Here is a 26,419-nt window from a genome sequence, read left to right as displayed (position 1 = left end):
GAATCAGAGTCGTTGCAGGGGAGGATACCCCAAGCTGTGTACCCTGAGTTAGTTACTGCGTTAGAGTATAAGTCTAGACGGAATTTTGATGTATCGAGGGCTGCAATTTTTGAGGTAGACGCTATCCTATCAATGAATAATCCGCTTAGAGGCTCGCCACAAAGAATAGGTAACCTGAATGAACGGTATCGATGTGATTTGTTTCTGTTGGTAATTAACAGATAAATTTCGGTTCAAGTGAACCCTTGTGCTATACTCCGCGCCCCAATCCGAATTGGCTTGTTAAATCTTAGGAAATTATTATGAGTGTTAAAAACGAACTTCAACAAATTAACAACCGTCTAGACAAGTGTCGCCACAAGTTAGATGCTGCTAAAACTCGTAATGATCGTCCTGTTGTTCGTCAGTTCGAGGAAGAGATTAAGAAGCTAACTAAGAAAATTGCCCAGCTTAAACACAAAGAAAGCTACGATGTGAATCAAGAGCGTAAATCTCTGATTGATATGCCATTTAGCCGCGAGATTACTAAGGCTGAGCAAGCGGATATGGGCAAACTTAAGAAGTCTGTAAAAGGGCTTGTAATTGTTCACCCAATGACAAAGATCGGTAAAGAGCTTCGCATTGAGGTTATGACTGGTTACGCACCGAAAAAATTCTAATTACCAGCGATGGTGATGAAAGAGGAGCTAGCAATAGCTCCTTTTTGCTTTTTTAGGTATTGAAAAAGCAGAATCAACGGCAAAAATACTCACGCCGTTTTTAACTTTTTGGAGGTGATTGTTGTCACAAATCCTTTTATCTCCTATAAAAGTTAACGTGCTACTAACATGGCACTAAGCGACCGCAGTAATGTGTTCGTTTTCTAATCCACAATTTCTCTCCAGTTTGCAATAAGTATAGGTAGAGCAGCACAAATAATTACAGATAAAACTAGACTCATTAAGGAAGATGAGAACGTAAAAAAATAGAGGTTATATGAATCAATTAATTTCAATTGGACCACTAGAATCCTTCCTAATCGCGATTAGTGTTTTGTTTCTAGGTCATTTCGTCAATGCAAAGCTTCCGGTTCTCAAAAAGTACAACATCCCAGAGCCCATTGTCGGCGGCTTGATTGTCGCTTTTGCTATTACAGCCCTGCACTTTAATGGCCTTGATCTTGAGTTTTCTTTGCCCTTGCAGAACACCTTCATGTTGATGTTCTTTGCAACGGTCGGCCTTGCGGCTAACTACACGCAGCTGATGAAAGGTGGTGCCAAAGTCTTCCTATTTTTAGGGGTGGCGTCGGTCTACATCATTATCCAAAACGGTGTAGGCGTAACCTTAGCAACGGCACTAGGCCTTGAACCCTTGATGGGTTTGATTGCTGGCTCTATCACGCTTTCGGGTGGCCATGGCACAGGCGCGGCTTGGTCTCAAACTTTTGCAGACACGTTTGGCATTGCAAATACGTTAGAAATCGCAATGGCTTCAGCGACCTTTGGCTTGATCATCGGTGGTATTATCGGTAGCCCAGTGGCGCAAAAGCTGATTGACAAAAACCAGCTTGAATCTGAGTACGGCACTGGCACGCAAACGCACGAACGCTTCCCTGAACTTGTTACTTACAACGAGTATGAAGAAGACAAAGTGACGGCGAAGAAGGTGATTGAAGTGTTGTTCATCCTTCTTATCTGTATCACGGGTGCGAGGTACCTAGAGCAGTGGGTGGCGACTTTTGAAATTTCTTGGTTGATGATTCCTGACTTCGTTTACGCGTTGTTTATCGGTGTGTTCATCACTAACGTGTTTGAAGTGACTAAGCTGCATAAGACTGACAGCGAAACGGTCGATATTCTTGGTACGGTGTCATTGTCACTATTCCTAGCAATGGCGCTAATGAGCCTTAAGCTTTGGAACATCTTTGACCTTGCGATTCCGTTCTTGGCTATCCTTGCGGTTCAGGCGGTTGTGTTAGGTATCTTCTCTTACTTTGTGACGTTCAAAGTAATGGGTTCTAACTACGACGCAGCGGTTATGGCGGGTGGTCACTGTGGTTTCGGCCTAGGTGCAACACCAACAGCGGTAATGAACATGGGTTCTTTGGTGAATCGATACGGACCATCGCCACAAGCCTTCATGGTGGTGCCAATTGTTGGCGCGTTCTTCATTGATATTGTTAACTTGATTATCCTGCAAGGGTACATCTCGTTTATCGGTTAATGTTCGCCTTTGCTTAAGTGCGATAAGCTCATCGCACTAAGATGAATAAAAGAAAGCCAGTCTGTTGACTGGCTTTTTTATTGCTTGCTTATACTCGAGTTGCTCTAGTATAAGCATCAAATTTTCCCGAATTTGATGTGCATTTTTGTGTTGAATATAGCCGATTTATGTAATGCGTCGACTGCTTTTACACCTTTGTACTTATGATGGTGAACTTATTTGCAACTCCTTTAGTAAAGGAAATGCAGCCTTGATGTGCTCTCCTGTGACAATGAATCCAACCAACTGGTTATCTTCATTGAAGCCTTTGGCGACAATGCCTTTAGGATCGAATCGAGTTTCCCAGCTCTGAGCTGTGTGAATATTGCGCCCTGCCAGCTGAATAGGATAACTCGGTGTTTTCACCTTGGTGATGATATGAGGCAAGCTGAGATTTGCTTCACCCACTTTGAGTTCTCCTTTACCTATAGTCAGCTGCTTAGCCAACACGTTTGCAGACAAAATAGCGGGCTGCAGATAAGCCATCACACGACCTTCGGTTTCGGCGCAGTCACCGATCGCATACACATTCTCGGCACTGGTTCTCATGGTTTCATCAACCACTATCCCTTTGTTTACCACTATTCCCGCTTGTGTTGCTAAAGCTATGTTTGGTCTTAGCCCTGCTGCTGCAATCACGATATCAGTTCGTATCAAGCGAGAAGAGGTGGTTTGCAGCCTGACGCCATCAGGCAGATAAGTTGCTCTACACACTGCAGAATCGGTTTCAACGGTGACTCCTGCTTTTGTCAGCTCTCTTTCCAGTTCGAGAGAAACGAAAGGCGGCACAAGACTGTTTAGCAAGTAACTCGCGGGCTCGATGATCGTGACATCTTTCCCTGCTGTTTGGAGGTCAAAGGCAAGCTCGACTCCGATCAGGCCGCCACCAATCACAGTGACACGCTGTGCATCATCGATCTGCGCTTTGTGCTTCTCAAACTCCTCCAGGCTATTGAGCGTAATAGTCGAGCTGCGTTTTAGCCCTTTTGCTGGTGGAATAAATGGTGTGGCCCCCGTTGCTAACACTAACTTTGTGTAGTGGATTGGTTGGCCATCGACACGAATATACTGTTGCTCGATATCTATTTCGCTAACGAGCGCTTTAGTTTTAATAACCACGTTATACTGCTCAGCTAACTGCTGAGCATTATGTACGGTGAGTGTTTCGGGCGTTTGTTCCTGACTGAACGCATGCGAAAGGTTCGGCTTACTGTACTCAACCCCCGAGTCCGCCGTGATCATGGTGATCGCGATATCTTGGTCGAGTTTACGTACCATCTTGATAGTTTGTAGGGCAGCGAAACCACCACCCACAATCACAATGTTCGACATGTTACTTCTCCACAAATACTTCTTTGCCTAAATGACACTCAGGGCAAAGGAAGTCGTCAGGTACTTGTGCCCATGGTGTTCCTGGTTTAACACCTTGGTACGGTTCACCTAATTGTGGGTCGTATACCCATTCACACACTGTACAACGCCAGCACGTGCAGTCTGCCGTGTGTACTGAGTTATCTTGAGCTACTTCTGTTTCCTGCTCTGTCGTGTCTTTGAGTTCGGCAGTGTTTTCTGCAGGTGCAGGTGTGGTTTCAAGCGGTGTTACATTGCGTGATACTTGTTTCGGTGCGCTTACTTCGTCTGCTTCTACACGCCAAACCTCGGCCAGTGTCATGCCGTAATCAATGCATTGACGAAGGGCATCTGTGTCTGGTTTCCAGTGGATGTGTTGTGGTGCACTAACCTCGAAGTTCGCTTCACGTAGGCGAGCATCAATGCGTTTTACAGCGCCACCAGTCCAACCTGAAGACCCGAAGGCTGCTGCTCTTTTACCTGCAAAGCGTAATCCGTGTATCTCTTCAAGTAAGGCTGCGATCTGCGGCATCATCACATTGTTCATGGTCGATGAACCAACGAGCACGCCTTTTGAGCGGAAGACATTGGCAAGGATGTCATTTTTATCGTGCTTAGAAATATTGAACACTTTGATTGCCGTTTCTGGGCTGCCTTTGCGGATACCCTTTGCGATAGCATCAGCCATCATACGAGTGTTGTTCGACATGGTGTCGTAGACAATGGTAATACGATCTTCTTTGTAGGCCTTAGACCACTCGTAATATTGCTCAACGATTTGAGTCGCGTTGTCGCGCCAAATACAGCCGTGAGAAGTAGCAATGACATCGATCGGTACGCCTAAGCTCAGCACTTCTTCAATCTTTGCTTTAACCAGCGGCGCAAACGGCGTCAGGATATTCGAGAAGTAACGCAGGCACTGTTCATGCAGTTCAACTTGGTCTAGTTGGTCGTTGAATAGGTTCTCGTCACAGTAGTGCTGGCCGAAAGCGTCGTTACTAAACAGGATTTCATCACTGGTTAAGTAAGTCGCCATTGAGTCTGGCCAGTGCAGCATTTTCATCTCTACGAAGATAAGTTGTTTTCCGTTACCGACATCAAGAGTGTCACCAGTTTTTACGGTTCTGAAGTTCCAGTCTGGTTGGTGGTGGTGGCCAACAATGGAGTTCACTCCAGCTTCAGTACAATAAACCGGTGTATTCGGAATTTTAGCCAGTAGCGCAGAGAGTGCGCCTGAGTGGTCTTCTTCGGCATGCTGACAAATGATGTAGTCGATCTCGTTGATGTCGATTTCCATCTCAAGGTTTGCAAGGAATTGCTCTGTAAAGCGATGATCGACAGTATCGACAAGTACAGTCTTCTCTTCACGGATCAGGTACGAGTTATAGCTAGTACCTTTGTTCATGTGGTATTCCTTACCATGGAAGTGTTCGGTTTCCCAATCATGGACGCCGACCCAGTGAACATTTGATTTAACGTGAATAGTCATAATGATAATACCTTATTGAAATATCTAAGGTCATCATTGCACTAGTCGTGCCATGTTTTTAAAGTGTTGTTTTTGAATGGTTTCTTTAATTCTCGAGCTTGTTTTTGTGTCTTTATGACATCCTTAGCATTGTGATTGATATGATTCTAAAGTGTCCATTTGACTCGGGTGGTTTTCAATGCTGATTAATAGCCAAAAGACGCGCATAAAAAAGGCCAGACAAGAGTCTGGCCAAATAAAGCAGTGCAATTTATTTGTTAGTTTTTAAAGCGTAGTCACGACTTCATCAAGAGCTAAACGCGCTTTTGGTTTACCGTGGTTGTAGTCTTCGCCGTCTTTGTGGTAACCGATAGCTAGTGCTACATCAACAACGTGGCCTTCTAGCTCATCAGCAAACTCTTCGCTGATCATAGCCGCGTCTACACCTTCCATTGGAGTTGAAGCGATACCAAGGCGAGCAAGTGTGTGCAGTGTGTTACCCAGTGCAATGTACACTTGAGATTTAGTCCAGTTACCGTTGAAACCTGTTTCGTCAGTGTTCATTTCTGCGAATGCGTAAGCACCTAAAAACTGTTCATACATTTCAGCAGGTAGGTGACCAGAGCTTACTTCCGTATCTGCGCGTTTCGCGAATTTCTCTTTAGTGTACTTAGGATCGTGAGCGAACAGGATTGTGTGTGACGCTTCTTTCGCATGTGGTTGGTTAAACTGGAACATGTTCTCGAAAGTGTTGTGGAAACGTTGTTTTGCTTCGTCGCTCTCAATGATGATGAATTTCCAAGGCTGAGAGTTGATAGAAGAAGCTGACAAACGAAGTGCTTCTTTGATTACTTCCATGTCTTCCGCAGAGATGCGCTTTTCTGCATCGTATTTTTTAGCTGTGTAGCGAGTGTTTAGATCTGAAATGATTGGATGAGTCATGTTGAATCCTAATATCTATCAATATAAATGTTGTAGGGTTTTATGTTCGGTAACGTCAACAATAAACGGATAACGCATTTAGGCTAGATCTCTATAGAAGTCGTTTCTAGAACAGTCAGCCTCTAAAAGGCTGAACGCTTAAATGGCTATCGAACATGCCCCAAGAAATCGAGTATCTGCGGTAGCTCAAGTCGATGGGTGTAAGATAATAGAAGAGTTACTCGGGAAAAATAGCGAACATATCAAATCACTATGGTTAATAATGTCCATAATGATTCGATAAGTGTGATCTTAATAGGTTTGAATTGTCTAGATTCAGTCGTTTAGTACGCCTTGATGCCATATTGACGCAATAATGGTGGAAGTACGCTGTCTAGATTTGGGATATCTTCTGGCGTGATTTCGATTAAGCCAAAACCATGCTCTTCATAGATTTTTCTCGTAGTTTTACGTTTATCTTCGGCGATTGGCGCGGAATCGGTTCCCCAAAACTGGATGTACACTTTGCCACTTGGTAGATAAAAATCGCTGATCACTTCTTTTGATATCGGAAGCGGGCGCTCGTACGCATGAACCACTCCTGCCATATAAAGCCAGTTATCGATGATCAGCTCTCCCTTTGATCTAACATAATGCCCATCTAAGCTTCGGTGCTTCGCCTCGAATTTCTGACGAAAACTGGAGAATGACACATCGGTCGAGTGGCTTTCAGCATCATGCCCTAGGAATTCAACAACAGACTGCTTCAAACGTTTATTGCGAACCAATGAATCGTGCCACACCACGAATAAGTTTTGTGTAGTTTTATCTTCTCTCTGTTCACCACCGGCCTTTAAACCTGTCGAGGTAACGTGCCAACCGTCTTCTTCTCTTGTGATCCAACCAAGCTCATTGAGCAGTAAGTTGATTTTCTTTGCGCTGAGTTGAAAGGCATTGCCGAGCTGAGTTGCGGTTAGTGTTTGCCCTGAGAAGGTGTCCAAGTCGATGAGCAGTTTCTCTGGCCATACAATGAACACACCAAACTTTTTGTGTTTGACATATTCCCCACCAAAGCTTTCCCCTCGTTCGGTCAGCACCCAGCGGTCTTCTGAACGTACGATATAGCCGGCTGTTTTTAGGTCACTGAATAGAGTTTTAGCGTCTATATCTCTCTGTTTAGCGAGAGCCGATGTGGAGATCTTGTCTGACATAGTCTTCTCTTAAGTCGTTATTGGGCTACTGGATAACGTTGGGATAGGAATTACAAAGGAACTGATTACTAGAATAACACATCTATTTTACGCAATTTCGCTCCTTCATTGTTCATGTATTTTGAAGTTTGGGCGCTAGGAAAATCAGAATTTTGAAAAACAGGCATTAATCTGTTTTTGTAATTAAATTACAAAATAACAAGATAAATTCATCTGGGTGCATAGAAAACACACTTGGAATGGTGTTCTTTCATACATGGTTTATAGTTTTTAAGGTGTGCTTTTCATTGAGTGTGATCTGTGTCACTAATTATTTTTGATGGTTGAGTTCATAAGTGTGATCTGGATCTTGTGTAAATGAGATTTATTATCGTTAATTTTGCTTTGTAATTTTAATTCATGGCGTTTTTGTGATCTAAATCGTTCCCAATAACCCCTAAGTGTTTTTTGTGTGTGATTGCTATCACGAAAATTGGCTTGAGGTGCATTTTGGAAATGTTGTGATACATTTCAATCAACTTTTGAGCACACATTTTCGGTCATTTGACCAACCAATACACTACGGGGTTCTACCTATGTTATCACCAGAAGCGAAGATCAAGGTTCAAAATTTTGGTCGTTTCTTATCCAATATGGTAATGCCAAACATCGGCGCATTCATTGCGTGGGGTTTTATTACAGCACTATTCATCCCAACAGGTTGGTGGCCTAACGAAACGTTAGCATCAATGGTTGGCCCTATGATTACTTACTTGCTGCCACTATTGATTGGTTACACCGGTGGTAAAATGGTTGGTGGTGACCGCGGTGCGGTAGTGGGTGCCATCACAACAATGGGTGTTATCGTTGGTACTGACATCCCGATGTTCATGGGTGCAATGATTGTAGGTCCACTAGGTGGTATCACAATCAAGAAATTCGATGAAGCTGTTCACGGTAAAGTGAAGAGTGGTTTCGAAATGCTAGTGAACAACTTCTCTGCTGGTATCATCGGTATGATCTGCGCGATTATCGCGTTCATCGTGATTGGTCCTGCTGTGAAAGTTCTGTCTTCTGGTTTAGCAGCTGGCGTTAACGTGATGGTTGAAGCGGGTGCACTACCTCTTGCTTCTATCTTTGTAGAACCGGCGAAAATCCTATTCCTAAACAATGCAATCAACCATGGTATTTTCTCTCCACTAGGTATTCAGCAGTCTGAAGAAATCGGTCGTTCTATCTTCTTCCTAATTGAAGCGAACCCAGGTCCTGGTCTAGGTCTACTACTTGCTTACATGGTATTTGGTAAAGGCAGTGCGAAGCAATCTGCTGCGGGTGCATCTATCATCCACTTCCTAGGTGGTATCCACGAAATTTACTTCCCATACGTTCTAATGAACCCACGTCTAATCCTAGCGGTAATCGCAGGTGGTATGGCTGGTGTATTCATTAACGTAATGTTCAGCTCTGGCCTAATCTCTCCAGCGTCTCCTGGTTCTATCTTCGCGATTCTGTTGATGACACCAAAAGGCTCTTACATCGGCGTGATTCTATCGGTTATCGCAGCAACGGCAGTATCGTTTGTTGTAGCGTCAATCCTTCTTAAAACATCAGCGCAAGATGATGAGGAAGATTCACTAGAGAAAGCATCAGCGCAAATGAAAGACATGAAAGCGTCTTCTAAAGGTGCAGCAACGGGTGCAGACATCAACCTAGCTGACGTGAAAGCAGTATACGTAGCGTGTGATGCGGGTATGGGTTCAAGTGCAATGGGTGCTGGTCTACTGCGTAAGAAAGTAGATGCAGCGGGCCTAAATATCACGGTAACCAACTACGCAATCAACAACCTACCAGCTGATTCGCAAATTGTTATCACGCATAAAGACTTAACAGACCGTGCTCGTAACACCGTACCAGGTGCAATGCACATGTCTCTAAGCAACTTCCTAGATGGCGGTGTATACGACCAGCTAGTTACAGAGCTTACCGACGCTCAAAGTGGTGAAGCAAAAGTAGAAGCTCCGGCTCCTGCAGCGGCTCCAGCACAAGAAGGCAACAAGCTTGCACTGACTAATGACAGCATCTTCCTTGGCCTTAAAGCGACTCAAAAAGAAGACGCAATCAAGTTTGCTGGTGAGCAACTGGTCAAACTGGGCAACGTATCTCCAGAATACGTAGACGGCATGTTTGCTCGTGAAGAGCTTGTGTCTACCTATCTAGGTGAGTCTATCGCAGTACCACACGGCACAATCGAAGCAAAACAGTACGTACAAAAAACCGGCATCGTATTCTGTCAGTACCCTGAAGGTATTCAGTGGGGCGAAGATGAAGACGATATCGCGAAGATGGTTATCGGTATTGCCGCACAAGGCGATGAGCACAACATGGTGCTGATGGCTATTACCAATTCACTTGATGATGAAGACGCTGTGGAATGCCTACAGAACACAACAAACCCTGCTGATGTTCTACGTATTCTCAACGGAAACTAAAAAGCTCTAGTCAAGCTCCTAAGTGAAGGAGGCCGGTATCCCCCTACTGGCCTCATTTTCGGTCTAAATCTGTCTTAACAAGATTCAGTCTGAATAGCTTACTGCTTAATGTCTCTAGTTAATCATCAGGCATGTTGTTGAGCAGTTAGCTATCTAGATTCAAATATTTATAAGGTCAAAATTATGAAAGCGTTACATTTTGGTGCAGGTAATATCGGTCGTGGTTTCATTGGTAAACTTCTTTCTGACGCTGGTATGAAGGTTACTTTTGCTGACGTAAATGAAACGGTTGTTAACGCGTTAATTGAACGCCAAGAATACCCAGTGAAGATTGTTGGTGAAGAGTGCGTTGTTGAAACCGTTAAAAACGTGACAGCAGTAAACTCAGCAACAAGCGCTGTGGTAGATTGCATTGTTGAGTCTGACATTGTGACGACAGCAGTTGGCCCAACGGTTCTTAAAATCATTTCTAAGTCTATTGCTCAAGGTATCGAAAAGCGTGCAGCAGCAAACAACACGGCGCCAATGAACATCATCGCGGCAGAGAACATGGTTCGCGGTACTAGCCAACTAAAAGCAGCGGTTCTAGAGCACCTTTCTGATGAAATGAAAGCGTTCACTGAAGAGCACATTGGCTTTGTTGATTCTGCGGTTGACCGCATTGTTCCACCTGCAGAAGCGGGCGAAACAGACCCTCTTGCAGTAACGGTTGAAACGTTCAGCGAGTGGATCGTAGACCAAACACAATTCAAAGGTGATATTCCAAACATCCCTGGTATGGAATGCACTGATAACCTAATGGCGTTCGTTGAGCGTAAACTGTTCACGCTGAACACAGGTCACTTGGTAACGGCATACCTTGGTGTGCTTGCGGGTCACGAGACAATCAAAGATGCTATCGAAGATGACAAAATCCGCGCTGAAGTAACAGCAACGATGGAAGAAAGCGGTGCTGTTCTGATTAAGCGTTACGGCTTTGATCCTGAAGCGCACGCTGCATACATCCAGAAAATTCTTGGTCGTTTTGCTAACCCGTTCCTACGTGATGAAGTTGACCGTGTTGGCCGTCAGCCTATTCGTAAGCTGAGCCCACAAGATCGTCTAGTCAAGCCATTGAACGGTACGCTAGAATACGGTCTTCCTAATGCGCACCTTGTAAAAGCGATCGCAGCTGCGTTCCACTATAAGAATGAAGATGACCCTCAAGCGGTTGAACTTCAGGCAATGTTCGCAGAAAAAGGTTTTGCTGAGACATTAGCGCATTATTCTGAGCTGAATATCGACTCAGAAGTTGTTAAACTAGCGGAACAAGCTTATCTAGCATTGAAATGATAAATCATCAAAGTGCCACCCCGGTGGCACTTTCTTATTGCCGAGCCGTTATGCCAATACAAACTAGCCATGAAACTGAATTACTTGAAGCCCTATCAGAAGCTGAGAGTGCTGGCGCCTGCCTAATGGCTGCTTACGATGCATTGGATGACACGGTAGATGCCGTATTAAAGAATATCTTCAAGAAAGACGATACTGCAATTAAGTTTGTTGTAGAACCTCTTCTTAACAGCGGTGGCCCGTTAGGCGAGATTATGATTCGCGCTAAGCTACTATTAGGGCTTGGTGTCATCAGTAAAGAGCTTTATGACGATTTAGAGGTTTTCGTTACCTTGAAAGAGTGGGCGAAAATACAGGGTGACGACACCAGTTTCACAGAAGTCGACATTATATTTGAGCTTAATAAGGTACACGCGATTCAGCGTATTATGCCAATTGAATATGATGCGGAGATGGTGGAGACCATGTCTGGTCCAATGCTTGAAATGTTTTTGGGGCGACATAATCAAAAAGTGAAGTCGACGATCGTTTTAGCTATCACTGACATTATCACTACCTTGTGCCGAGATAACGCGCTGAGTTCTTAGCTTTCTATTCTTCGTTCACTGTGTCGAGCCTTCACATACATATCTTGCATTTGCTCGTTTGTTTCATTCCAAACTTAAATTGATGGCGGTTTCTCTAGCTTGAGAAATCGCTTTTTTGTATTCACTCCAGCTCTACTATTTCTTTCGAGCTAAGCATGACACGAATTGACGATTCTTATGTCGATTACTATCTGCACCTTTTGTTTTAATCGCTGGGTAGTTTTGTACCTTGACCGCGAATTTCAGGTACAAAAAAAGCCACATTATGTGGCTTTTTGTTTCAACAAAACCTGAGATTATAGGTCTTGGATGTTCTCAGCTTCTAGCTCTTGGAAGTAACGTAGAGTCTTAACTTTTAGCTCTTGTTGAGCTGGCTCATCAGCAACGATGATCGCTTTACGGTGCATCTGTAGAGCTGTAACAGTCCACATGTGGTTTACAGAGCCTTCGATAGCCATTTGAAGCGCTTGAGCTTTGTTGTGGCCTAGAGAAAGGATCATTACTTCTTCTGAATCTAGAAGAGTAGCAACACCGATAGTTAGTGCGTATTTAGGAACTTGGTTGATGTCTCCATCGAAGAAACGAGAGTTCGCGATACGAGTGTCTTCAGTTAACGTTTTGATACGAGTGCGTGAAGATAGAGAAGAACCAGGTTCGTTGAATGCGATGTGACCGTCGATGCCTACGCCGCCCATGAACAGGTTGATTTTGCCGTATGAACGGATTTTCTCTTCGTATGCTGCACAGTGCGCATCGATGTCTTCAGCTTGACCGTCTAGCAGGTTGATGTTTTCTGCTTGGATATCAACGTGGTTGAAGAAGTTCTCGTGCATGAAAGTGCGGTAAGACTCTGGGTGGTTAGGGTCGATACCAACGTACTCATCCATGTTGAATGTTACAACGTGCTTGAAGCTAACTTCGCCAGCTTTGTAAAGTTCAATTAGCTCAGCGTAAGTAGTTAGAGGTGTGCTACCAGTAGGAAGACCTAGTACAAATGGACGCTCAGCAGTTGGCGCGAATTTGTTAATAGAATCTGCGATATGACGAGCAGCCCATTTACCTACTTTTGCTTTGTTGCTTAATGGAATAAGTCTCATTGATTTTGCCCCTAGAAATAAAATTTTATAGTGTTCTGAAACATTAATTCGCATTATAAAATAAGTTATCGAGTTCCGCTATTGTTTTAGGTCAAGTTTTTGCTTTTTTCGTCATATGTGTGACTGGAACTATCAAAATTGCACAATTATTGTATGGATATTTAGTTACGTTAAACAAGATTAATACGTTTGTCATATAGAGCAATATTGATCTAATTCAGCACCTGAAAGGGACGGTGTTTCTACGTATTAATAGGTATTGAGGTTTTGATATACTTCGGCGTATTAACAAGCTTTGAAAGTATAGTTGAGGCTAGAAAATAATGATGGCAATGAGGTGCTATCGTGATAAAAGACGGGAGCGGGATAAAGAACGATGAATATCATTGGGATGAATCCCTAGGATATTGAGAAAGAGCCGTGTTTTATTCACGCTATCGCTATGAATTATATATAAATATTGGTAAAAATGGACAGTTTGGCTAAACTTATCAATTACAATGAGATGTGTGTTCGAAGGCAAAAAAAGCCCAAAGTGATGAGGAATCACTTTGAGCGGTTTTACTAATCTTCTAACACTAACTCACTTTCGTATTCTTCCCTAGGCACTTCGCCGCGTTTGCAGCCGTTTAGGGTATGAAAGCGACGGCGTCCACGAGCCAGTTGAATGTACTTCAACCAAACACGCTCTAACTTGGACTTTGCCTTATGAGGGTGAGATAACACTTTAATGAAGTGTTTTTCTTCTGCATTGATTGGTGCTAGTTCACCAGTTTCAAGTGCAAGCATAGTGTCACCAAACAAGGTTAGGATTTCCTCTTCTGAAAGAGTAAAATCACCCGACTTAGCGAACCCTCGTGGGAATTTAATGGTGTCATAAAAACGTTTTTTTCCGTGTCGGAATTCGGTCTCAGACATATCAGCCTCAGTAATGTGGTTAGATAGAAATTAGTGTTTATTGCTCACGCGAAAATATTGTTAAAAGGCTAAAATAGGAAACAAAACGTTTTTGCCTTTACGATAAACAATCCTAGATCGGCTAGTTAGCAGATTTATTACAGAGATGTATTTGATGGATGTGAAAGTATTTAGAACCTTTCTTGAGGTTGCAAGGGTGCGCCATTTTGGGCGTGCAGCTGAAAACTTGTATTTAACACAAGCGGCGGTGAGTGCGCGGATCAAACAGCTTGAAGGCTATTTTGATACTCAACTCTTCATTCGTGATCGCAATAACATCAAACTCACATCTTCCGGTGAACGTTTGATTGGTTATGCCGAAGTGATGGTGTCCACCCTACAACAAGCCAAATTTGAGCTGTCGTTAGAGAGTGGTAAAGCCTTGCAGTTAACGCTGGGTGGCACGCCGAATATTTGGGATGCGTATCTACAAAACTGTTTAAGTGTGGTGACCGACTCTTTTGGTGGTTACGGCTTTATGGCAGAGGTGATGGGGCGCGAGCAACTGAACCGAAACTTGTTAGAACGAACTTTAGATATGGCGTTCGCGTTCGATCAGATCAAAGCGGAAGAGCTGAACTGTAAAAAAGTGGCTGATTTGGTTTTGGTGTTGGTATCAACACAGCAAGATGATCTGGAATCGGTATTCCAACATAAATATGTGTATGTTGATTGGGGAACGCGCTTCGGTTCAGAACACGCAGAACGTCACCCTAAAGTTCCGGCACCTTATCTTCGTACCTCTACAGCGCGTATTGCCCTAGATTTCATTTTAGAGAAAGGCGGTAGTGCGTATCTTCCGGTTTCTCTAGTCGAACCTTTTATCGATTCGGGTAAGCTGCACAAGGTGAAAGGGGTTGAAGACTGGTATCGCCCAATTTATCTGAGCTACCGTAAAAGCAGCACTTCGGTGGATGCGATCATGCAGGTTGAGAAATTGGTTAATGAGATTGACCCATCGACCGCTTACACGCTGCAACAAGCCGCTGAACAGACGCCAGAGTAATAGCACGCGCAGCCAGCAATATGCTTTGTTGACGAGATAAAAAATGGCTCCTAACTAGTTGTATAGTTGGGAGCCATTTTTGTTTTAAACCAGAGATGTACTTCTTTTTTGAATTAGAGATCGTTTCTAATTCAAATAACATCGTTTAAGCCTGGTATACCTAGCCCTATTTAAAGGCTCTATAGTGTTAACACACTTATAGGTTCATTAGATTCTCAATAGACTCTTCGAGAGAGTGTGACATGTACGAATGGATTGTGTGGCCATCCGTTGCGTCAATCTCAATCATAGAAATCCCGTTGTCCGCTTTGTCTTCAAGAAAGCTCAGAGATTGCTCGACTGATTGACTGGTGAGAACCTGTTGGTTTGATAAAACAATACGACATGTGTGTAGAACCATAGCCTTTTCCTTTTTATATTCGATAGGTCTCTGCATCTTGGTGTGCTAAGTACCTATCGTTGACGTTGTGAGAAGAATTTCTTCTCAAGATTAAATTTAGTCGAATTGAATAAAATTAAAACCCTTTTTTGTGATTTATCTAACCTTCGCTTCCGAAAGTGGCTAGCGATGATGCTGGTTCACGGTAAACTTTTAGTTATAGGAGCAAAAGCTATGGCAAATGGGAAGAGCACAGAATGTCGAAAAATATTCATCACAACAGTACCTTAACGAGTGAGCAGTGCCATTTGGCTCGATATGCGCGAGATGCTCGCTTTGATGGTATGTTTTTTACAGCAGTGAAAACGACAGGGATTTTTTGTCGTCCGATTTGCCCAGCAAGCCCGCCCAAAGAAGAAAACGTCGAATACTTTTCTCATCAAGCTCAAGCATTGAAAGCGGGGTATCGTCCTTGTTTGCGTTGCCGACCAGACAGTGCGCCTTTCTCTCCGGCATGGAAGGGCGTTGAAACCACTTTTTTACGTGCGATGCAGTTGATTGATAACGGCGCGCTGAATTCAGGATCGATTGTCGACCTTGCAACGCGGTTAGGTATTTCCGATCGTTACTTACGGACCTTATTCAACAATTACATCGGTGTGTCACCCAAGCAGTACAGCCTTTATAGCCAATTGATGTTCGCCAAACAGTTGCTACATACCAGCAGTATGAGCATTACTGATGTCGGCTTTGCGAGTGGCTTTAATAGCACACGTCGCTTTAACGATGCTTTCCAAAAAGAGTTGCAGCTTTCGCCGAGCCAAATTCGACGAACGAAGCCAAGTGACACACTGAGTAATCATATTCAGCTTGGTTTTAATGGGCCTTTAGACTGGAAGCACTTGTTGGGTTTTTATCGACGAAGAATGATTGAAGGCTTAGAAGAGGTTGGCGAAGATTGTTATAAGCGCACGGTGAATGTGAACAGGGCGAAGGGGTGGTTCAAGGCGACTTTAGCCAAAGAGAATCGCTTAGATATTGAGTTTGAGTTGGATGATATAAGCCAATTAAGAAGCTTGATTACGAATATCCGACGTATGTTCGATCTTGATGTCGATATTGTAAAGGTCGAGACTTTCTTTGCGACGATCGATCCTAACTTGGTCGCTAAGAGTGGTATCCGTATTCCTGGCGTGTGGAGTGCTTGGGAAGCCGGAGTGAGAGCGATTTTGGGGCAGCAAGTCTCGGTAACCGCTGCGATTGGTCAGCTCAATTTATTGGTCAAAGAGCTTTCTGAAGCACATGAGGAGGTTAGCTTTCCCATGCCGCAACAGATAGCGGAGGCTGATTTGAGCTTCTTGAGAATGCCGGGAAGCCGCAAAGAGACCTTAAAGCGTTTTGCTGAATACATGGTCGACAATGAAGCTGAGCATCCTTCTAAATGGATTGCGCTAAAAGGTATTGGGCCTTGGACGATTCAATATGCACTGCTTCGTGGTTTAAGTGAGCCTAACCATCTGTTGGTTGGCGATTTAGTGGTGAAGAAGTTTATTGAGCATCGCCCCACCATCAATATAGAGAGTGTTTCGCCTTGGGGTAGTTACGCGACGTTCCACTGTTGGAATCAGTCTTAATAGAAATAGCTATCCACGAACATCAGCAATCCACAAACATCTGCAATACCAAGCTAGGAGATATTATGGCTAACCGATTTACTTATTATGAGAGTCCATTGGGAACCGTGACTTTACAGGCGAACGATCAAGGGTTGCTAGGCCTGTGGTTTGAAACACACACCACTAAGCCGGAACAGTTAGGTGTTCAAGATGATAGCTTTCCGATCTTTGTAGTGGCAATCGAGCAGCTTAATCGCTATTTCTCAGGTGAAACTATCCAATTTTCTGTGCCTATCGCAGCCAAGGGCACGCCATTTCAGCAGTCGGTTTGGCAGGCGCTGACGACCATTCCTTATGGAGAGACTTGGAGCTATGCACAACTGGCTGATGCGATAGGTAATCCGAAAGCCGTTCGTGCTGTTGGCTTAGCGAATGGCAAAAATCCGGTTTCTGTGATTGTGCCGTGTCACCGTGTGATTGGCAAAAATGGCAAGCTGACGGGTTATGCGGGTGGTGTAGAACGCAAACAGCGCTTATTGGTGATAGAGGGCAGAGATCAAGACTAGTAAGCGATTTGGCAACGAGCCTGTCGCGATGCTGGTTGAGGATCACGTACTACTCAATGGTGAAGGCTAGTGGTTCTTAAAATGTGACTTTGCATTAAAATCAACGCTTTCTGGAAAATGTCGATTTGGTTGCATATTCTTTGACTATGTTCTCTAGGCAAGGATGCCCAAATGAATAGCCATCACTCTCTGATAATTGGCTGCAGTAGCGCGCTATTGCTAGCCGGTTGTTTAACCGATACCAGTCGTCCCTTCGAAGTACCACAGCTTGTTCTGTTCAAAGGTATGTATGAGAACGCAGATAATGACAGTTTTCTAGTTTTTGAATCTGGGCAAGTGACCTATCAAACAACGGATAATTCCGTGACTCGAACCTATAGTGTCGAAGGTGATTTGCTCAACATTAAGTTGAATTCAGCGAATAGCCGATCAGATTCTGGACTGGTAATGCGAATACAACACGAAGGCGAGGTGCTAACCTGCAATCGGTGTCCAGCAATGCAGTTAAGCAACGTCTGGACACGTGTTGAACAACCTTTGAAAGGAGCATCGAATTAGAAAAGCCCACCATTTAGCCATAAGTGGGCGGCGATACTGACGGCATATCCAATCATGATTACTGGCATCCATTTCAAGTGGCCAAAAAAGGTGTATTTACCATGTGCCGCTCCCATTAATGCGACACCTGCTGCACTACCAATAGATAACAAGCTGCCGCCAACGCCTGCAGTTAAGGTGATCAGTAGCCAGTTGCCCATCGACATTTGCGGCTCCATGGATAATACGGCAAACATCACCGGAATGTTGTCGACAATCGCAGATAAGATCCCCACCATGATATTGGCCCAAATAGGATCCCATTGGCTATACATCACGCCAGAGGCAAGCTCCAAGTATCCAAGCAGACTCAAACCACCGACACACATCACCACACCGTAGAAGAACAACAGCGTGTCCCATTCGGCATGCGATACTCTTCGAAATACATCAAAGGGCACAACAGAACCGAGTCTCTTTAATGCCCCCTCATCATTATTGGCAATCGCCACCGCTTTTTTCTTGGCCAGTGAATTAGGTAAGGTCTTACGCAAGAAATACCCAAAGAACTGTAGATACGCCAGCCCCATCATCATCCCCATGACCGGAGGGAAGTGGAGTACGGCATGGAAAGCAACCGCAGTGGCTATCGTCATGATGAACAAGAACACGATACGTCTTGCACCACGTTTTAATTCAACGTGTTGATGCACCGTATCGGGTTGGGTTGTTGGAACAAAGTAAGACATGATCAGTGCAGGGACGAGGTAATTCATCACTGAAGGAATAAATAAGGGAATGAACTCACTGAAGCTCACATAACCAGCTTGCCACACCATCAGTGTTGTGATGTCGCCGAATGGGCTGAATGCGCCGCCAGCGTTAGCGGCTATTACGATATTTACACAGGCTAAATTAACGAATTTAGGGTTGGATCCTGCGACTTTCAGAACCACGGCACACATCAATAGAGCTGTCGTGAGGTTGTCTGCGATAGGTGAGATAAAGAAGGCCAGAATACCGGTTAGCCAGAACAGAGATCGGAAGTTAAAGCCTTTGCCGACCATCCACGCTTGCAACGCATCAAACAGTCTTCTCTCTTCCATGGCGCTGATGTAAGTCATAGCGACGAGTAGGAAAAGTAATAGCTCGGCGTATTCAAGTAAGTTGTGTTCGAGCGCTTGTTTAGCGACTTCAACGAGGTTGTGTTCTTGGTAGGTAAAACCAATGATTATCCAAATCAGGCCAGCCGCAAGTAGCACAGGCTTGGATTTTCGGAGCTTTAGGTACTCTTCCATCATCACCACAATGTAGGCGATAACGAAAATGGTCAGTGATAGGTAGCCGACAAATGAGTTAGTTAGCTTGAGAGGCTCTCCTAACTGAGAGGTAGCCGCACTTGTTACTGAAGAAAAGAAGAATAAAAAGAGAACAGCAGGAAGCTGGATACCTAACATGAATTACGCTCCAAAGTTAATAAGTTATTAACACGCGTAAAAGCGTAGACCTAAATAACCATGTGGAGTGTGATAGATATCTTAATAATTCAATAGATTATAGTGAAAGCAATAGACTGTGATGTGAACGAAATATGGTCTTACATGCTCAAAATTACTGTCTTGAGAACTCAAAGCCTAAAGAAAAAGCCCTACCGGATTCACTACCGATAGAGCTTATTCGAAATTGCCAATATTATGCAGCATTGAGATCAAACGTCAGTGTTTGTTCTGCAGCACATACTTCAACAGGCCAGCCGTAGGATTGGTATTCCAGCGCCAGCTTGTCCGCTACTGCGCGAGATACCGTTGCAGTGATCCACATGCCCTTGCCCATTACTTGATATTTAAGCGTTCTCATTTCCATTGTAATCACCGTTTTCCTTCAATATTGGCTGCGCGAAGTCTATAGCACCTCTGAGGGCTGAAATTTCGAATCAAGCTCAAATTCTTTATAAACGGGCTCACCGTTTTCGCTAGGCTCAAAACTCAATCAACTAAGGGCAAACGGTTGCACTTTGGAAGCGAACTCACTCTTTAAGTCTCTGTATTATAATTGAATAAAAATTAAACAAAACACCATGTAAGAGATCACTTACATCATTATCAGAGATCTGATTAGGTAAAAAACTCTCACTAGAAGCCAGAGTTGTGTGTTGATTGTGTGCGTTTTTGGTTGCGGTGTTGAAGCAAGGCTTGTTTAGTTTTGTATGTGAAATATTCTAATTTATTTAGCGTATGGTCCTGCTTTTAAATCCAAGTCACAGTTTTATATGTTGTTGTGCTTCTTTTATTCAAACCGATACGCTATTTGATTTTGGTCATTAACCTTTTGCTCATTAGTTTGCACTATCTATACGTGTTCTGTTCCACATAAACGAGATGTATAGAGGTCCTTATGACGAATCCAACCAAAACCGATCGTAAAGTCACGATCGGTAGCTATATCGCACTCGCATTCGCGATTGTGTTCTTTTCAGGCTTAATGCAGTCCAATGAATGGTATGGAGTGTTCGATTTTACAACGCTCAACGGTTCATTCGGTAAGGTCGCTTACGATGTGAGTGAAACGGCTGATGGTATTCAAGCGGCAACGACGTCATTGCGTGGTAAAGGTGGTAGTGGTGCTCGCGACGGTTTCATTTTTGCTTTGACACTTATTCCGACCGTGATGTTTGCACTGGGTATGATCAACGTACTTGAGCACTATGGTGCGCTGGATGCGGCTCGCAAACTGCTGACACCTCTACTTCGCCCTCTGATGGGTATTCCGGGTAACTCTGGCTTGGCATTGATTGCTTCTCTGCAAAGTACTGATGCGGGTGCAGCGATGACGCGTCAGCTAAAAGACGAAGGGCATTTAACTAAGCGTGAAACCGATGTCTTTACGATGTTCCAGTTCACCGCGGGTGCCGCGATCGTTAACTTCTTCTCGTCGGGTGCGGTGTTGTTCACTCTAACCGCGATGGATGGCTCTTTAGCGGTGACATCGTCAATTGGTTTGGCTGTAGCTGTGATGTTTATCTTTAAGTTTGTCGGTGCGAACCTGTTTCGTATCTACCTGAATATTACTGAAGGCAAAGAAGACAAACCAAAATCAGACAAAGAACAAAAACTGGAAGAGGAAGTAGCATAATGAGCGAAGTTAAAGCAAAGAAACCAATGGTTACTGATATTTTCGTTGAAGGTGCTAAGAAAGGCTGGGTTATTGCGACTACTTCTACAGTACCGAATGTTCTGATGGCGTTTGTGATCATCAAGGCATTGCAGATTACGGGCGCGTTGGATCTGATGGGCAGCGTATTTGCTCCAATCATGGCGGTATTTGGTTTACCTGGCGAAGCGGCAGCGGTATTGATCGGTGCGTGGATGTCGATGGGTGGCGCAGTGGGCGTGGTTATTACGCTGTTTGACCAAGGCATTTTGAACGGCAATCATATCGCTATTTTGGCGCCAGCTATCTACTTGATGGGTTCTCAAGTGCAATACATGGGTCGTATCATGGGACCAATTGGTACTGAAGGTCGCTACATCCCGGTGATGATCGCGATTTCGGTATTGAATGCCTTTGGTGCAATGTTCCTGATGAACATTATTTTGTAACGTAACTTTTAACGGCTAGCTACTAATCGCTTTTAGGCGTTATAAAAAAGGAAACCCCGTTTGGCTTTCACCAAACGGGGTCTATTCTTTTCGTAGCCATCCTGCTACTGCGCGTTACTTATCTTTCAATAGGTAACTAGTGCTCCCTGCATCGTTCCTTGACGTGGCTAAATCCTTTAACCTATCCAATTCATCGCCTTCCTAGCGGTGTCCTTGCAAACTCATCATCCTGATAAGCGACTCTATCCTAGAGCATAACTTCCTTGCTGATAACTCATCCTAAGCCATCAAATCTTCATCCTGAAGATACCTAATCCGTTAGGCTTTTTCCTGTTCCTGCCAACTCCCTGTCGACATGTGTATTAAACACTGCAGAGGCTTTACTCACAATCCACCTCAAGCAGATAATCTGCAGGTTTATCCAAAGAAAACTGTGCGGACTCATACAAAACAAGGGCTTGGGTTTGTAATCTAGGATTTTTCTGCGAAGCTTGATTGTAATCTCTTACGTTTTTTGTGAGAGATCTCTTACACGTGCGCGGGCGTGAATGCTCATTATTTTATGAATACAGATACTATGAGGTAGCCCGCCGAATAAACTAACCAGTAGGAAATGATAATGGTTACAGCGTTATATGCTGCGTTGCTCACTTTGGTTATGCTATGGCTTTCCATTGAAGTGATTAAGCAAAGAAGAAAGAATCAAGTGGCACACGCAGATGGTGGTATTGAATCGTTACAAGTGGCTCGTTCCGCTCAAAGTAATGCTATGGATTATATTCCGATTACAGTGATATTGATGGCGTTGCTAGAGTTCAACGGTGCTAATGTGTGGCTGATCCATGTTATTGGTATTGCTTTTGTTATTGGGCGTATTGTTCATGGAAAAAGTATTCTTGCTCGCAGTCTAAAGGGAAGAAAGCAAGGCATGTATTTGACCTTTGCCAGCATGGTATCTTTAGTTGTCCTAAACTTAGCTTACCTACCTTTTGATAAAATGTTCTAGGAAGCATTATGGCGTTGCGCCTTCCACCTGCTTGGGCGATTGTCCTCGCAGGCTTGATACTCAACATCATGGCGATTGTCATGTCGAGCTTGGTGCTCGATAAAATTGAAGCTGAGAAAGCGGAATATAACGATCGAAAATTCGGCAATGTGTACTCAATACAGCTTGCTTGGAATACGATCGAAACCCTAGAGCGCAAGCGCGAAGCGATTCTGATTCACCTTGATAAACCAGAAACGGTGCAGCCTACCACTGTTCTTGATGAAGCACTGCGCGGGCAACTTAGGCGTTGGGTGAGTAGCGAAGTGCCAAATATCTCTTTGGCTAACTTGCCGAAACTGATGATGCTGATAAACAGTGCTCAAGAATCGCAACGAACTCGAATCGATGACTACTATTTGGATAACCTGACCTTAGTTGAATTAATCCAAAGGCTTGATGAGAAAATGGCTTTCTATCAGAATATTGCCCTGTTTCTTCAGGTGTTTGGTTTGGCGCTTATCTTAGCTCGTGACCTCGCTAGAAGACCTTAGTCTTTACCTTTATTTCCTCTATTTACTTGTCTAATTTTACCGTTAGCGAGACTCACTTGGCAGGTTAGGATGCTGTTGGCCTTGGTACTTTGGTAACTGTTCTTTCAGTCCCTTAAACGTGCTCAGTGCACTGCCTATCGATAACTTGTTCATCAACCAATTCGGTAGGATGCCACCTGCGTTCGCATAAGCGGTGTAGGTGATGTAGGTATTGCCATTAGTCAGCGGTTGCAGTGTCCAAAGTGCGTCCACATCATAGATTCGAATGTACCCCGACTCTTTCGCCAAATAGTTCGACGCATCCTTTATCGACAAGACAAATTGCCCATCCTCGATACTGTATTTTGAGTAAGTCACCATGTCTCTATCTCTGGCAGGCCAAGGTGCTTTGAATTGGGTATAGACGATGTTTTCATCTTCAGATATCTGCATCAACACACGGCTTTGCGACACATTATCTATCCAGTTTGGCACGTTCTCGCTGTCTTCAAGCAACAACAAAAAACCGGAGTAAGTGGTGGGCGTTTGCATTTGCGCTCGTATTTCGACCAAGCCTTCACGGTGTGGCCTTTTATCAATCATGATGCCATCTTCACTTTTGACGAACTGCCATGGGTTGGCATAACTCAGTGTCGATAGGGCGCAGAGGCCGAGTACCAAAATCCTAGGTAATGTCATTATTCTTCCATAAAAAGAAAAGCTTATCTGCTAGGAGTATAGAATAAAATGGGCTTGGTAGGTGTTACCTATCGCTTTGGGTTCACCTCTTTTGGAAAAATCACAATGAAAACGGAAGCGTTCGGTCGCTTCCGTTTTATTCATGGGCAATGGATAAGTGCTGTAGGCGAGAGCTTAGAGCTTATAGGCTTCTACGGTTTTGATGGTTGTCCAGTTGCTGTTAGCGTCTTGGATGAACTCTTGTGTGTTCTCCAGCCAGCGTTTTTGAACCGATTTGTCTAAGTTCAGATACAACTTCCCATCTTCCACCTTCCAAGCGAGAGGGTCGGTTTCAAACTTCTTACCCATCGCTACCCCAAACGCGCAGTAACCGCCATATTGAGGGGCATAGGCTTCTGGATTGGCTCGAAATTCATCTCTGTTTTCACTGCTCGCAAAGTTATAGATCGCATTCTTGTAGGTCGCTGTGAACTCTGATGTGCCTTTTACTGGGCCTTCATTGGCAAAGTAAGCGACAGGGTCATAACCTTTAATCGCGAGATCATTGCTGTCGACACTCATATCAAGGTCTGCTGCCATTAACGAAAAGCTGGTGCCTAGTAACGCGGCCAATAGAGTGATTTTTTGACTGGTCGATTTCATGTGTGACATATCAAGTTCCTTGTCAGTGTTGGTTATCTTGTTTGAAATAATTTAGCCCACTCGCCCGGTCTATAGAGGGACAAAAGAACTAAAAACTAAGCGAATCGTTCGGAGGATGCATGGATCTGCTTTCACAATTAATGGAACACTTCTCGATACGCACTGGCGTTTTCTATTCAGGAAACCTGTGTGGAGTATCGTCATTTAACGCGCAACAAGGTAAAGAGGGGCATCTTCATGTGTTGAGCGCGGGGGAGTTGAGCTTGTCTAGCGCTCACACGGAACACCGGCATTTGTCGCAGCCTTGCATTGTTTATCTGCCGAATAGCACACCACATGCAATTGAAGGCGTGGGAGACGGCGCGAAAGTCGTGTGTGCTAACGTGGAGTATCGTTCAGGGCAGATGAATCCTTTATTGTCGGCTCTGCCTGACGTGATAGTGATTCCGTTTGAGGAAGCACCTAACTTAATGCCAGTGATAGAGGTGTTATCTAATGAATCGAGCCAAGAATTGTCGGGGCAGCAGTACTTAATGGACAAGTTGAGTGATGCCTTGATGGCTTTGATTTTCCGTCATCTCATTGAACAACAGAAAATTGATAGCGGCGTTTTCTCGGCTCTTGCTCACCCGCGATTGGCTTCGGCGGTCACGGCTATTCATCGATTACCTGCTCGTCATTATTCGATCGCCGAAATGGCGTCACTGGCCGCGATGTCTCGCACTCAGTTTATTGAAGCGTTCAAGCGAGAAGTGGGTGAAACGCCGGGAGACTATGTGCAAAAGTGGCGAGTCTCTGTAGCTCAATCTCTGCTATTGCAAAATAAGCCGATCAATTGGGTTGCTGATGAAGTGGGTTACAATAGCTACTCAGGATTCTCACGTGCTTTTCAACATGTTGCCGGAGTGTCGCCGCGTCTTTGGCTGAAGCAAAATGTGTCGTGAAACGCCGGGCAACCCTACGCGTTTTATGGCTATTCGCATGAGATTGGCCTATGTTTTAGCGGAAATTGAGCGTGGTTTGTTCATTTCTCGAATGACGGTGTAAAAAGGTGGACTTTATAAGCGCGTTGTAACATCCTGCCCGTCCTATTTTATCAGACATCAATGAGACGAAGTGCCTGCTGAACATTATTCAGCCTCCCGTATCTCATTAAAGCACTAAGGAGTTCCACTTGAACCTATTTGTAAGAGACCTTACCGTTATCGATTCTTCATACATCTGTGAACACAGAGGGGTCGTAGGAGATAGTTGGATTTTAGATGTCACCATGTCTGGTGAACTTAATGAAATGAGCATGGTGCTGGATTTTAGCAAGGTCAAAAAGCAGATCAAACAGCTTGTCGATGAGCACGTTGATCACCGTTTGCTGCTGCCAATGCAAAGCGCTGCAATTGTTCTTCAAGCGAGCAAAGCGGGCTACTCTATGGTTGATGTGTTGCGTGGTGACAAGAGCCTCCACCTACATTGCCCTGACGAAGCATATTGCTTGATTGATGCAGAAGCGATCACTATCGAGAGTGTGACCGCACACGTTTATGATATTCTTCGCGATAACCTGCCAAGTAACGTCACAGGGTTAGAGATCACCCTTCGTCATGAGAACATTAATGGCGCGTTTTACCACTATACCCATGGTTTAAAAAAGCACGATGGTAATTGTCAGCGTATTGCGCATGGCCACCGTTCTCCAGTCGAAATTGTGGTCGATGGTCAGCGTGACGAGCAACGTGAACAAGCATTTGCTCAGCGTTGGGAAGACATTTATTTAGGTTCTAAAGAAGACCAAGTTTCAGTTTCATCACTTAACCTGAGTGAACACGCAAAAAGTGTTGATGACGAAAGTCACTATGGCTTCCGCTACACAGCGCCACAAGGTGAATTTGAGTTAGCGATTGCTAAGAGTGAAACAGAGATCTTGCCAACGGATACCACGGTGGAATTACTGGCAGGCTATATTGCAGATCAAGTTGCTCCAAGTTTGGTAGAAAACCAATCACTACAAATTGTGGCTTATGAAGGCGTAGGTAAAGGCGCGATGGCGTTCCGATAACACCTCACGAGAGAGAGTCTCAGTTCTAATATGATGAAAGAAAGGCAAGATATTCAGTTATCTTGCCTTTTTTTGTTGCTCTTTAAAACTGATTTAGCGGATAGTTTTAGGCATAACACTAGGGCGTGTTGATCTTTCGAGCTGATTTTTGCAGCGAGTTGCTGGGTATTTA

General features: G+C 44.2%; 26 protein-coding genes. 15 read left to right on the top strand and 11 right to left on the bottom strand.

Going from position 1 to position 26,419, the window contains the following annotated elements:
- Positions 1-302: 302 nt before the first annotated feature.
- Together ACED45_RS11020 and gltS are read left to right on the top strand one after the other, a co-directional pair.
- Positions 303-659, top strand: a complete 357-nt coding sequence (locus ACED45_RS11020; RefSeq protein WP_060980886.1) for a YibL family ribosome-associated protein — start codon at positions 303-305, stop codon at positions 657-659.
- Positions 660-975: 316 nt separating this feature from the next.
- Positions 976-2,202 (top strand): sodium/glutamate symporter, encoded by a 1,227-nt coding sequence (gene gltS / locus ACED45_RS11015; RefSeq protein ID WP_146492613.1) that lies wholly within the window; start codon positions 976-978, stop codon positions 2,200-2,202.
- Between the two features lie 201 nt (positions 2,203-2,403).
- Here the strand turns inward: gltS and norW are convergent, their stop codons facing one another.
- The 4 genes from norW to ACED45_RS10995 form a co-directional block, all read right to left on the bottom strand.
- Positions 2,404-3,573, bottom strand: coding sequence for an NADH:flavorubredoxin reductase NorW (gene norW / locus ACED45_RS11010; protein ID WP_371714024.1), 1,170 nt, complete (start codon positions 3,571-3,573; stop codon positions 2,404-2,406).
- Between the two features lies 1 nt (position 3,574).
- Positions 3,575-5,080 carry an anaerobic nitric oxide reductase flavorubredoxin gene (gene norV, locus ACED45_RS11005; protein ID WP_371714023.1) on the bottom strand — a complete coding sequence of 502 codons (1,506 nt, stop codon included), beginning with the start codon at positions 5,078-5,080 and terminating at the stop codon, positions 3,575-3,577.
- 264 nt (positions 5,081-5,344) lie between these two features.
- Positions 5,345-6,001, bottom strand: a complete 657-nt coding sequence (locus ACED45_RS11000) for an NAD(P)H-dependent oxidoreductase (protein WP_123285028.1) — start codon at positions 5,999-6,001, stop codon at positions 5,345-5,347.
- A 323-nt stretch (positions 6,002-6,324) separates the two neighbouring features.
- Complete coding sequence (locus tag ACED45_RS10995; protein ID WP_371714022.1) at positions 6,325-7,191, bottom strand: glycerol kinase; 867 nt, start codon at positions 7,189-7,191, stop codon at positions 6,325-6,327.
- Positions 7,192-7,766: 575 nt separating this feature from the next.
- Between ACED45_RS10995 and ACED45_RS10990 the strand changes: the two genes are divergently transcribed.
- From ACED45_RS10990 to ACED45_RS10980, 3 genes are all read left to right on the top strand, one after another.
- Positions 7,767-9,659 carry a PTS mannitol transporter subunit IICBA gene (locus ACED45_RS10990; protein ID WP_371714021.1) on the top strand — a complete coding sequence of 631 codons (1,893 nt, stop codon included), beginning with the start codon at positions 7,767-7,769 and terminating at the stop codon, positions 9,657-9,659.
- A gap of 183 nt (positions 9,660-9,842) precedes the next feature.
- Positions 9,843-10,991 carry a mannitol-1-phosphate 5-dehydrogenase gene (locus ACED45_RS10985; protein ID WP_371714020.1) on the top strand — a complete coding sequence of 383 codons (1,149 nt, stop codon included), beginning with the start codon at positions 9,843-9,845 and terminating at the stop codon, positions 10,989-10,991.
- A 50-nt stretch (positions 10,992-11,041) separates the two neighbouring features.
- Positions 11,042-11,578, top strand: a complete 537-nt coding sequence (locus ACED45_RS10980; protein ID WP_222433371.1) for an MltR family transcriptional regulator — start codon at positions 11,042-11,044, stop codon at positions 11,576-11,578.
- Between the two features lie 296 nt (positions 11,579-11,874).
- Here ACED45_RS10980 and nagB read toward each other — a convergent pair whose 3' ends face one another.
- Complete coding sequence (gene nagB / locus ACED45_RS10975; protein WP_008216780.1) at positions 11,875-12,675, bottom strand: glucosamine-6-phosphate deaminase; 801 nt, start codon at positions 12,673-12,675, stop codon at positions 11,875-11,877.
- Positions 12,676-13,239: 564 nt separating this feature from the next.
- On the bottom strand, positions 13,240-13,593 hold the full coding sequence (locus tag ACED45_RS10970; protein ID WP_019819999.1) for a DUF413 domain-containing protein: 354 nt from the start codon (positions 13,591-13,593) through the stop codon (positions 13,240-13,242).
- A gap of 154 nt (positions 13,594-13,747) precedes the next feature.
- Here ACED45_RS10970 and ACED45_RS10965 point away from each other — a divergent pair, with 154 nt between their 5' ends.
- The gene (locus ACED45_RS10965; protein WP_285954845.1) at positions 13,748-14,638 is read left to right on the top strand and encodes a LysR family transcriptional regulator; all 891 of its coding nucleotides are present in this window, start codon (positions 13,748-13,750) and stop codon (positions 14,636-14,638) included.
- Between the two features lie 196 nt (positions 14,639-14,834).
- Here ACED45_RS10965 and ACED45_RS10960 read toward each other — a convergent pair whose 3' ends face one another.
- A complete protein-coding gene (locus ACED45_RS10960; RefSeq protein WP_146492599.1) occupies positions 14,835-15,038 on the bottom strand; it encodes a hypothetical protein in 204 nt (67 codons plus the stop codon).
- Between the two features lie 236 nt (positions 15,039-15,274).
- On the opposite strand from ACED45_RS10960, the gene ACED45_RS10955 reads away from it, so the two are divergent.
- The 3 genes from ACED45_RS10955 to ACED45_RS10945 all read left to right on the top strand — a co-directional run bounded on the left by ACED45_RS10955 (position 15,275) and on the right by ACED45_RS10945 (position 17,757).
- Positions 15,275-16,651: an AlkA N-terminal domain-containing protein gene (locus ACED45_RS10955; protein WP_371714018.1), complete on the top strand. Its 1,377-nt coding sequence runs from the start codon at positions 15,275-15,277 to the stop codon at positions 16,649-16,651.
- A gap of 65 nt (positions 16,652-16,716) precedes the next feature.
- A complete protein-coding gene (locus ACED45_RS10950) occupies positions 16,717-17,199 on the top strand; it encodes a methylated-DNA--[protein]-cysteine S-methyltransferase (RefSeq protein ID WP_146492596.1) in 483 nt (160 codons plus the stop codon).
- Positions 17,200-17,370: 171 nt separating this feature from the next.
- Positions 17,371-17,757 carry a hypothetical protein gene (locus ACED45_RS10945; protein WP_086714579.1) on the top strand — a complete coding sequence of 129 codons (387 nt, stop codon included), beginning with the start codon at positions 17,371-17,373 and terminating at the stop codon, positions 17,755-17,757.
- Here ACED45_RS10945 and nhaD read toward each other — a convergent pair.
- Both nhaD and ACED45_RS10935 read right to left on the bottom strand, forming a co-directional pair.
- Complete coding sequence (nhaD, locus tag ACED45_RS10940) at positions 17,754-19,193, bottom strand: sodium:proton antiporter NhaD (protein WP_146492594.1); 1,440 nt, start codon at positions 19,191-19,193, stop codon at positions 17,754-17,756. The genes ACED45_RS10945 and nhaD overlap by 4 nt on opposite strands.
- Before the next feature lie 235 nt (positions 19,194-19,428).
- A complete protein-coding gene (locus ACED45_RS10935; RefSeq protein WP_167373185.1) occupies positions 19,429-19,599 on the bottom strand; it encodes a hypothetical protein in 171 nt (56 codons plus the stop codon).
- 531 nt (positions 19,600-20,130) lie between these two features.
- Between ACED45_RS10935 and ACED45_RS10930 the strand changes: the two genes are divergently transcribed.
- The 4 genes from ACED45_RS10930 (at position 20,131) to ACED45_RS10915 (ending at position 22,874) form a co-directional block, all read left to right on the top strand.
- On the top strand, positions 20,131-20,868 hold the full coding sequence (locus ACED45_RS10930; RefSeq protein WP_048610036.1) for a nucleoside recognition domain-containing protein: 738 nt from the start codon (positions 20,131-20,133) through the stop codon (positions 20,866-20,868).
- Positions 20,868-21,335: a YjiG family protein gene (locus tag ACED45_RS10925; RefSeq protein WP_004737023.1), complete on the top strand. Its 468-nt coding sequence runs from the start codon at positions 20,868-20,870 to the stop codon at positions 21,333-21,335. Before ACED45_RS10930 ends, ACED45_RS10925 begins: the two co-directional genes overlap by 1 nt.
- Positions 21,336-21,954: 619 nt before the next feature.
- The gene (locus ACED45_RS10920) at positions 21,955-22,341 is read left to right on the top strand and encodes an MAPEG family protein (RefSeq protein ID WP_048660615.1); all 387 of its coding nucleotides are present in this window, start codon (positions 21,955-21,957) and stop codon (positions 22,339-22,341) included.
- Between the two features lie 8 nt (positions 22,342-22,349).
- Positions 22,350-22,874: a DNA mismatch repair protein gene (locus ACED45_RS10915; protein WP_171732636.1), complete on the top strand. Its 525-nt coding sequence runs from the start codon at positions 22,350-22,352 to the stop codon at positions 22,872-22,874.
- A gap of 42 nt (positions 22,875-22,916) precedes the next feature.
- On the opposite strand, the gene ACED45_RS10910 is transcribed toward ACED45_RS10915, so the two are convergent.
- Both ACED45_RS10910 and ACED45_RS10905 read right to left on the bottom strand, forming a co-directional pair.
- On the bottom strand, positions 22,917-23,552 hold the full coding sequence (locus tag ACED45_RS10910) for an START domain-containing protein (protein WP_048663921.1): 636 nt from the start codon (positions 23,550-23,552) through the stop codon (positions 22,917-22,919).
- Between the two features lie 174 nt (positions 23,553-23,726).
- The gene (locus tag ACED45_RS10905; RefSeq protein ID WP_048610296.1) at positions 23,727-24,203 is read right to left on the bottom strand and encodes a YHS domain-containing (seleno)protein; all 477 of its coding nucleotides are present in this window, start codon (positions 24,201-24,203) and stop codon (positions 23,727-23,729) included.
- Between the two features lie 110 nt (positions 24,204-24,313).
- On the opposite strand from ACED45_RS10905, the gene ACED45_RS10900 reads away from it, so the two are divergent.
- The gene (locus ACED45_RS10900; protein WP_371714017.1) at positions 24,314-25,138 is read left to right on the top strand and encodes an AraC family transcriptional regulator; all 825 of its coding nucleotides are present in this window, start codon (positions 24,314-24,316) and stop codon (positions 25,136-25,138) included.
- Positions 25,139-25,368: 230 nt separating this feature from the next.
- Entirely contained in the window at positions 25,369-26,247 is an 879-nt protein-coding gene (locus ACED45_RS10895) for a 6-pyruvoyl trahydropterin synthase family protein (protein ID WP_371714016.1), read from the top strand.
- Positions 26,248-26,419: the final 172 nt, after the last annotated feature.

This window comes from Vibrio crassostreae (assembly GCF_041439375.1).
GTDB classification, from domain to species: Bacteria; Pseudomonadota; Gammaproteobacteria; order Enterobacterales; family Vibrionaceae; genus Vibrio; species Vibrio crassostreae_D.
This window is presented reverse-complemented; position numbering and strand designations above follow the sequence as displayed.

Excerpts from the sequence above, each read along its gene's own strand:
- ACED45_RS10935 (WP_167373185.1), bottom strand. The coding sequence starts at position 19,599 with ATGGAAATGAGAACGCTTAAATATCAAGTAATGGGCAAGGGCATGTGG.
- norV (WP_371714023.1), bottom strand. The coding sequence starts at position 5,080 with ATGACTATTCACGTTAAATCAAATGTTCACTGGGTCGGCGTCCATGAT.
- ACED45_RS10930 (WP_048610036.1), top strand. The coding sequence starts at position 20,131 with ATGACGAATCCAACCAAAACCGATCGTAAAGTCACGATCGGTAGCTAT.
- gltS (WP_146492613.1), top strand. The coding sequence starts at position 976 with ATGAATCAATTAATTTCAATTGGACCACTAGAATCCTTCCTAATCGCG.
- ACED45_RS10985 (WP_371714020.1), top strand. The coding sequence starts at position 9,843 with ATGAAAGCGTTACATTTTGGTGCAGGTAATATCGGTCGTGGTTTCATT.
- ACED45_RS10955 (WP_371714018.1), top strand. The coding sequence starts at position 15,275 with ATGTCGAAAAATATTCATCACAACAGTACCTTAACGAGTGAGCAGTGC.
- ACED45_RS10920 (WP_048660615.1), top strand. The coding sequence starts at position 21,955 with ATGGTTACAGCGTTATATGCTGCGTTGCTCACTTTGGTTATGCTATGG.
- ACED45_RS10995 (WP_371714022.1), bottom strand. The coding sequence starts at position 7,191 with ATGTCAGACAAGATCTCCACATCGGCTCTCGCTAAACAGAGAGATATA.
- ACED45_RS10980 (WP_222433371.1), top strand. The coding sequence starts at position 11,042 with ATGCCAATACAAACTAGCCATGAAACTGAATTACTTGAAGCCCTATCA.
- ACED45_RS10970 (WP_019819999.1), bottom strand. The coding sequence starts at position 13,593 with ATGTCTGAGACCGAATTCCGACACGGAAAAAAACGTTTTTATGACACC.
- ACED45_RS10945 (WP_086714579.1), top strand. The coding sequence starts at position 17,371 with ATGAATAGCCATCACTCTCTGATAATTGGCTGCAGTAGCGCGCTATTG.
- ACED45_RS10900 (WP_371714017.1), top strand. The coding sequence starts at position 24,314 with ATGGATCTGCTTTCACAATTAATGGAACACTTCTCGATACGCACTGGC.
- ACED45_RS10925 (WP_004737023.1), top strand. The coding sequence starts at position 20,868 with ATGAGCGAAGTTAAAGCAAAGAAACCAATGGTTACTGATATTTTCGTT.
- nagB (WP_008216780.1), bottom strand. The coding sequence starts at position 12,675 with ATGAGACTTATTCCATTAAGCAACAAAGCAAAAGTAGGTAAATGGGCT.
- ACED45_RS10915 (WP_171732636.1), top strand. The coding sequence starts at position 22,350 with ATGGCGTTGCGCCTTCCACCTGCTTGGGCGATTGTCCTCGCAGGCTTG.
- norW (WP_371714024.1), bottom strand. The coding sequence starts at position 3,573 with ATGTCGAACATTGTGATTGTGGGTGGTGGTTTCGCTGCCCTACAAACT.
- ACED45_RS11000 (WP_123285028.1), bottom strand. The coding sequence starts at position 6,001 with ATGACTCATCCAATCATTTCAGATCTAAACACTCGCTACACAGCTAAA.
- ACED45_RS10960 (WP_146492599.1), bottom strand. The coding sequence starts at position 15,038 with ATGGTTCTACACACATGTCGTATTGTTTTATCAAACCAACAGGTTCTC.
- nhaD (WP_146492594.1), bottom strand. The coding sequence starts at position 19,193 with ATGTTAGGTATCCAGCTTCCTGCTGTTCTCTTTTTATTCTTCTTTTCT.
- ACED45_RS10965 (WP_285954845.1), top strand. The coding sequence starts at position 13,748 with ATGGATGTGAAAGTATTTAGAACCTTTCTTGAGGTTGCAAGGGTGCGC.
- ACED45_RS10910 (WP_048663921.1), bottom strand. The coding sequence starts at position 23,552 with ATGACATTACCTAGGATTTTGGTACTCGGCCTCTGCGCCCTATCGACA.
- ACED45_RS10950 (WP_146492596.1), top strand. The coding sequence starts at position 16,717 with ATGGCTAACCGATTTACTTATTATGAGAGTCCATTGGGAACCGTGACT.
- ACED45_RS11020 (WP_060980886.1), top strand. The coding sequence starts at position 303 with ATGAGTGTTAAAAACGAACTTCAACAAATTAACAACCGTCTAGACAAG.
- ACED45_RS10905 (WP_048610296.1), bottom strand. The coding sequence starts at position 24,203 with ATGTCACACATGAAATCGACCAGTCAAAAAATCACTCTATTGGCCGCG.
- ACED45_RS10990 (WP_371714021.1), top strand. The coding sequence starts at position 7,767 with ATGTTATCACCAGAAGCGAAGATCAAGGTTCAAAATTTTGGTCGTTTC.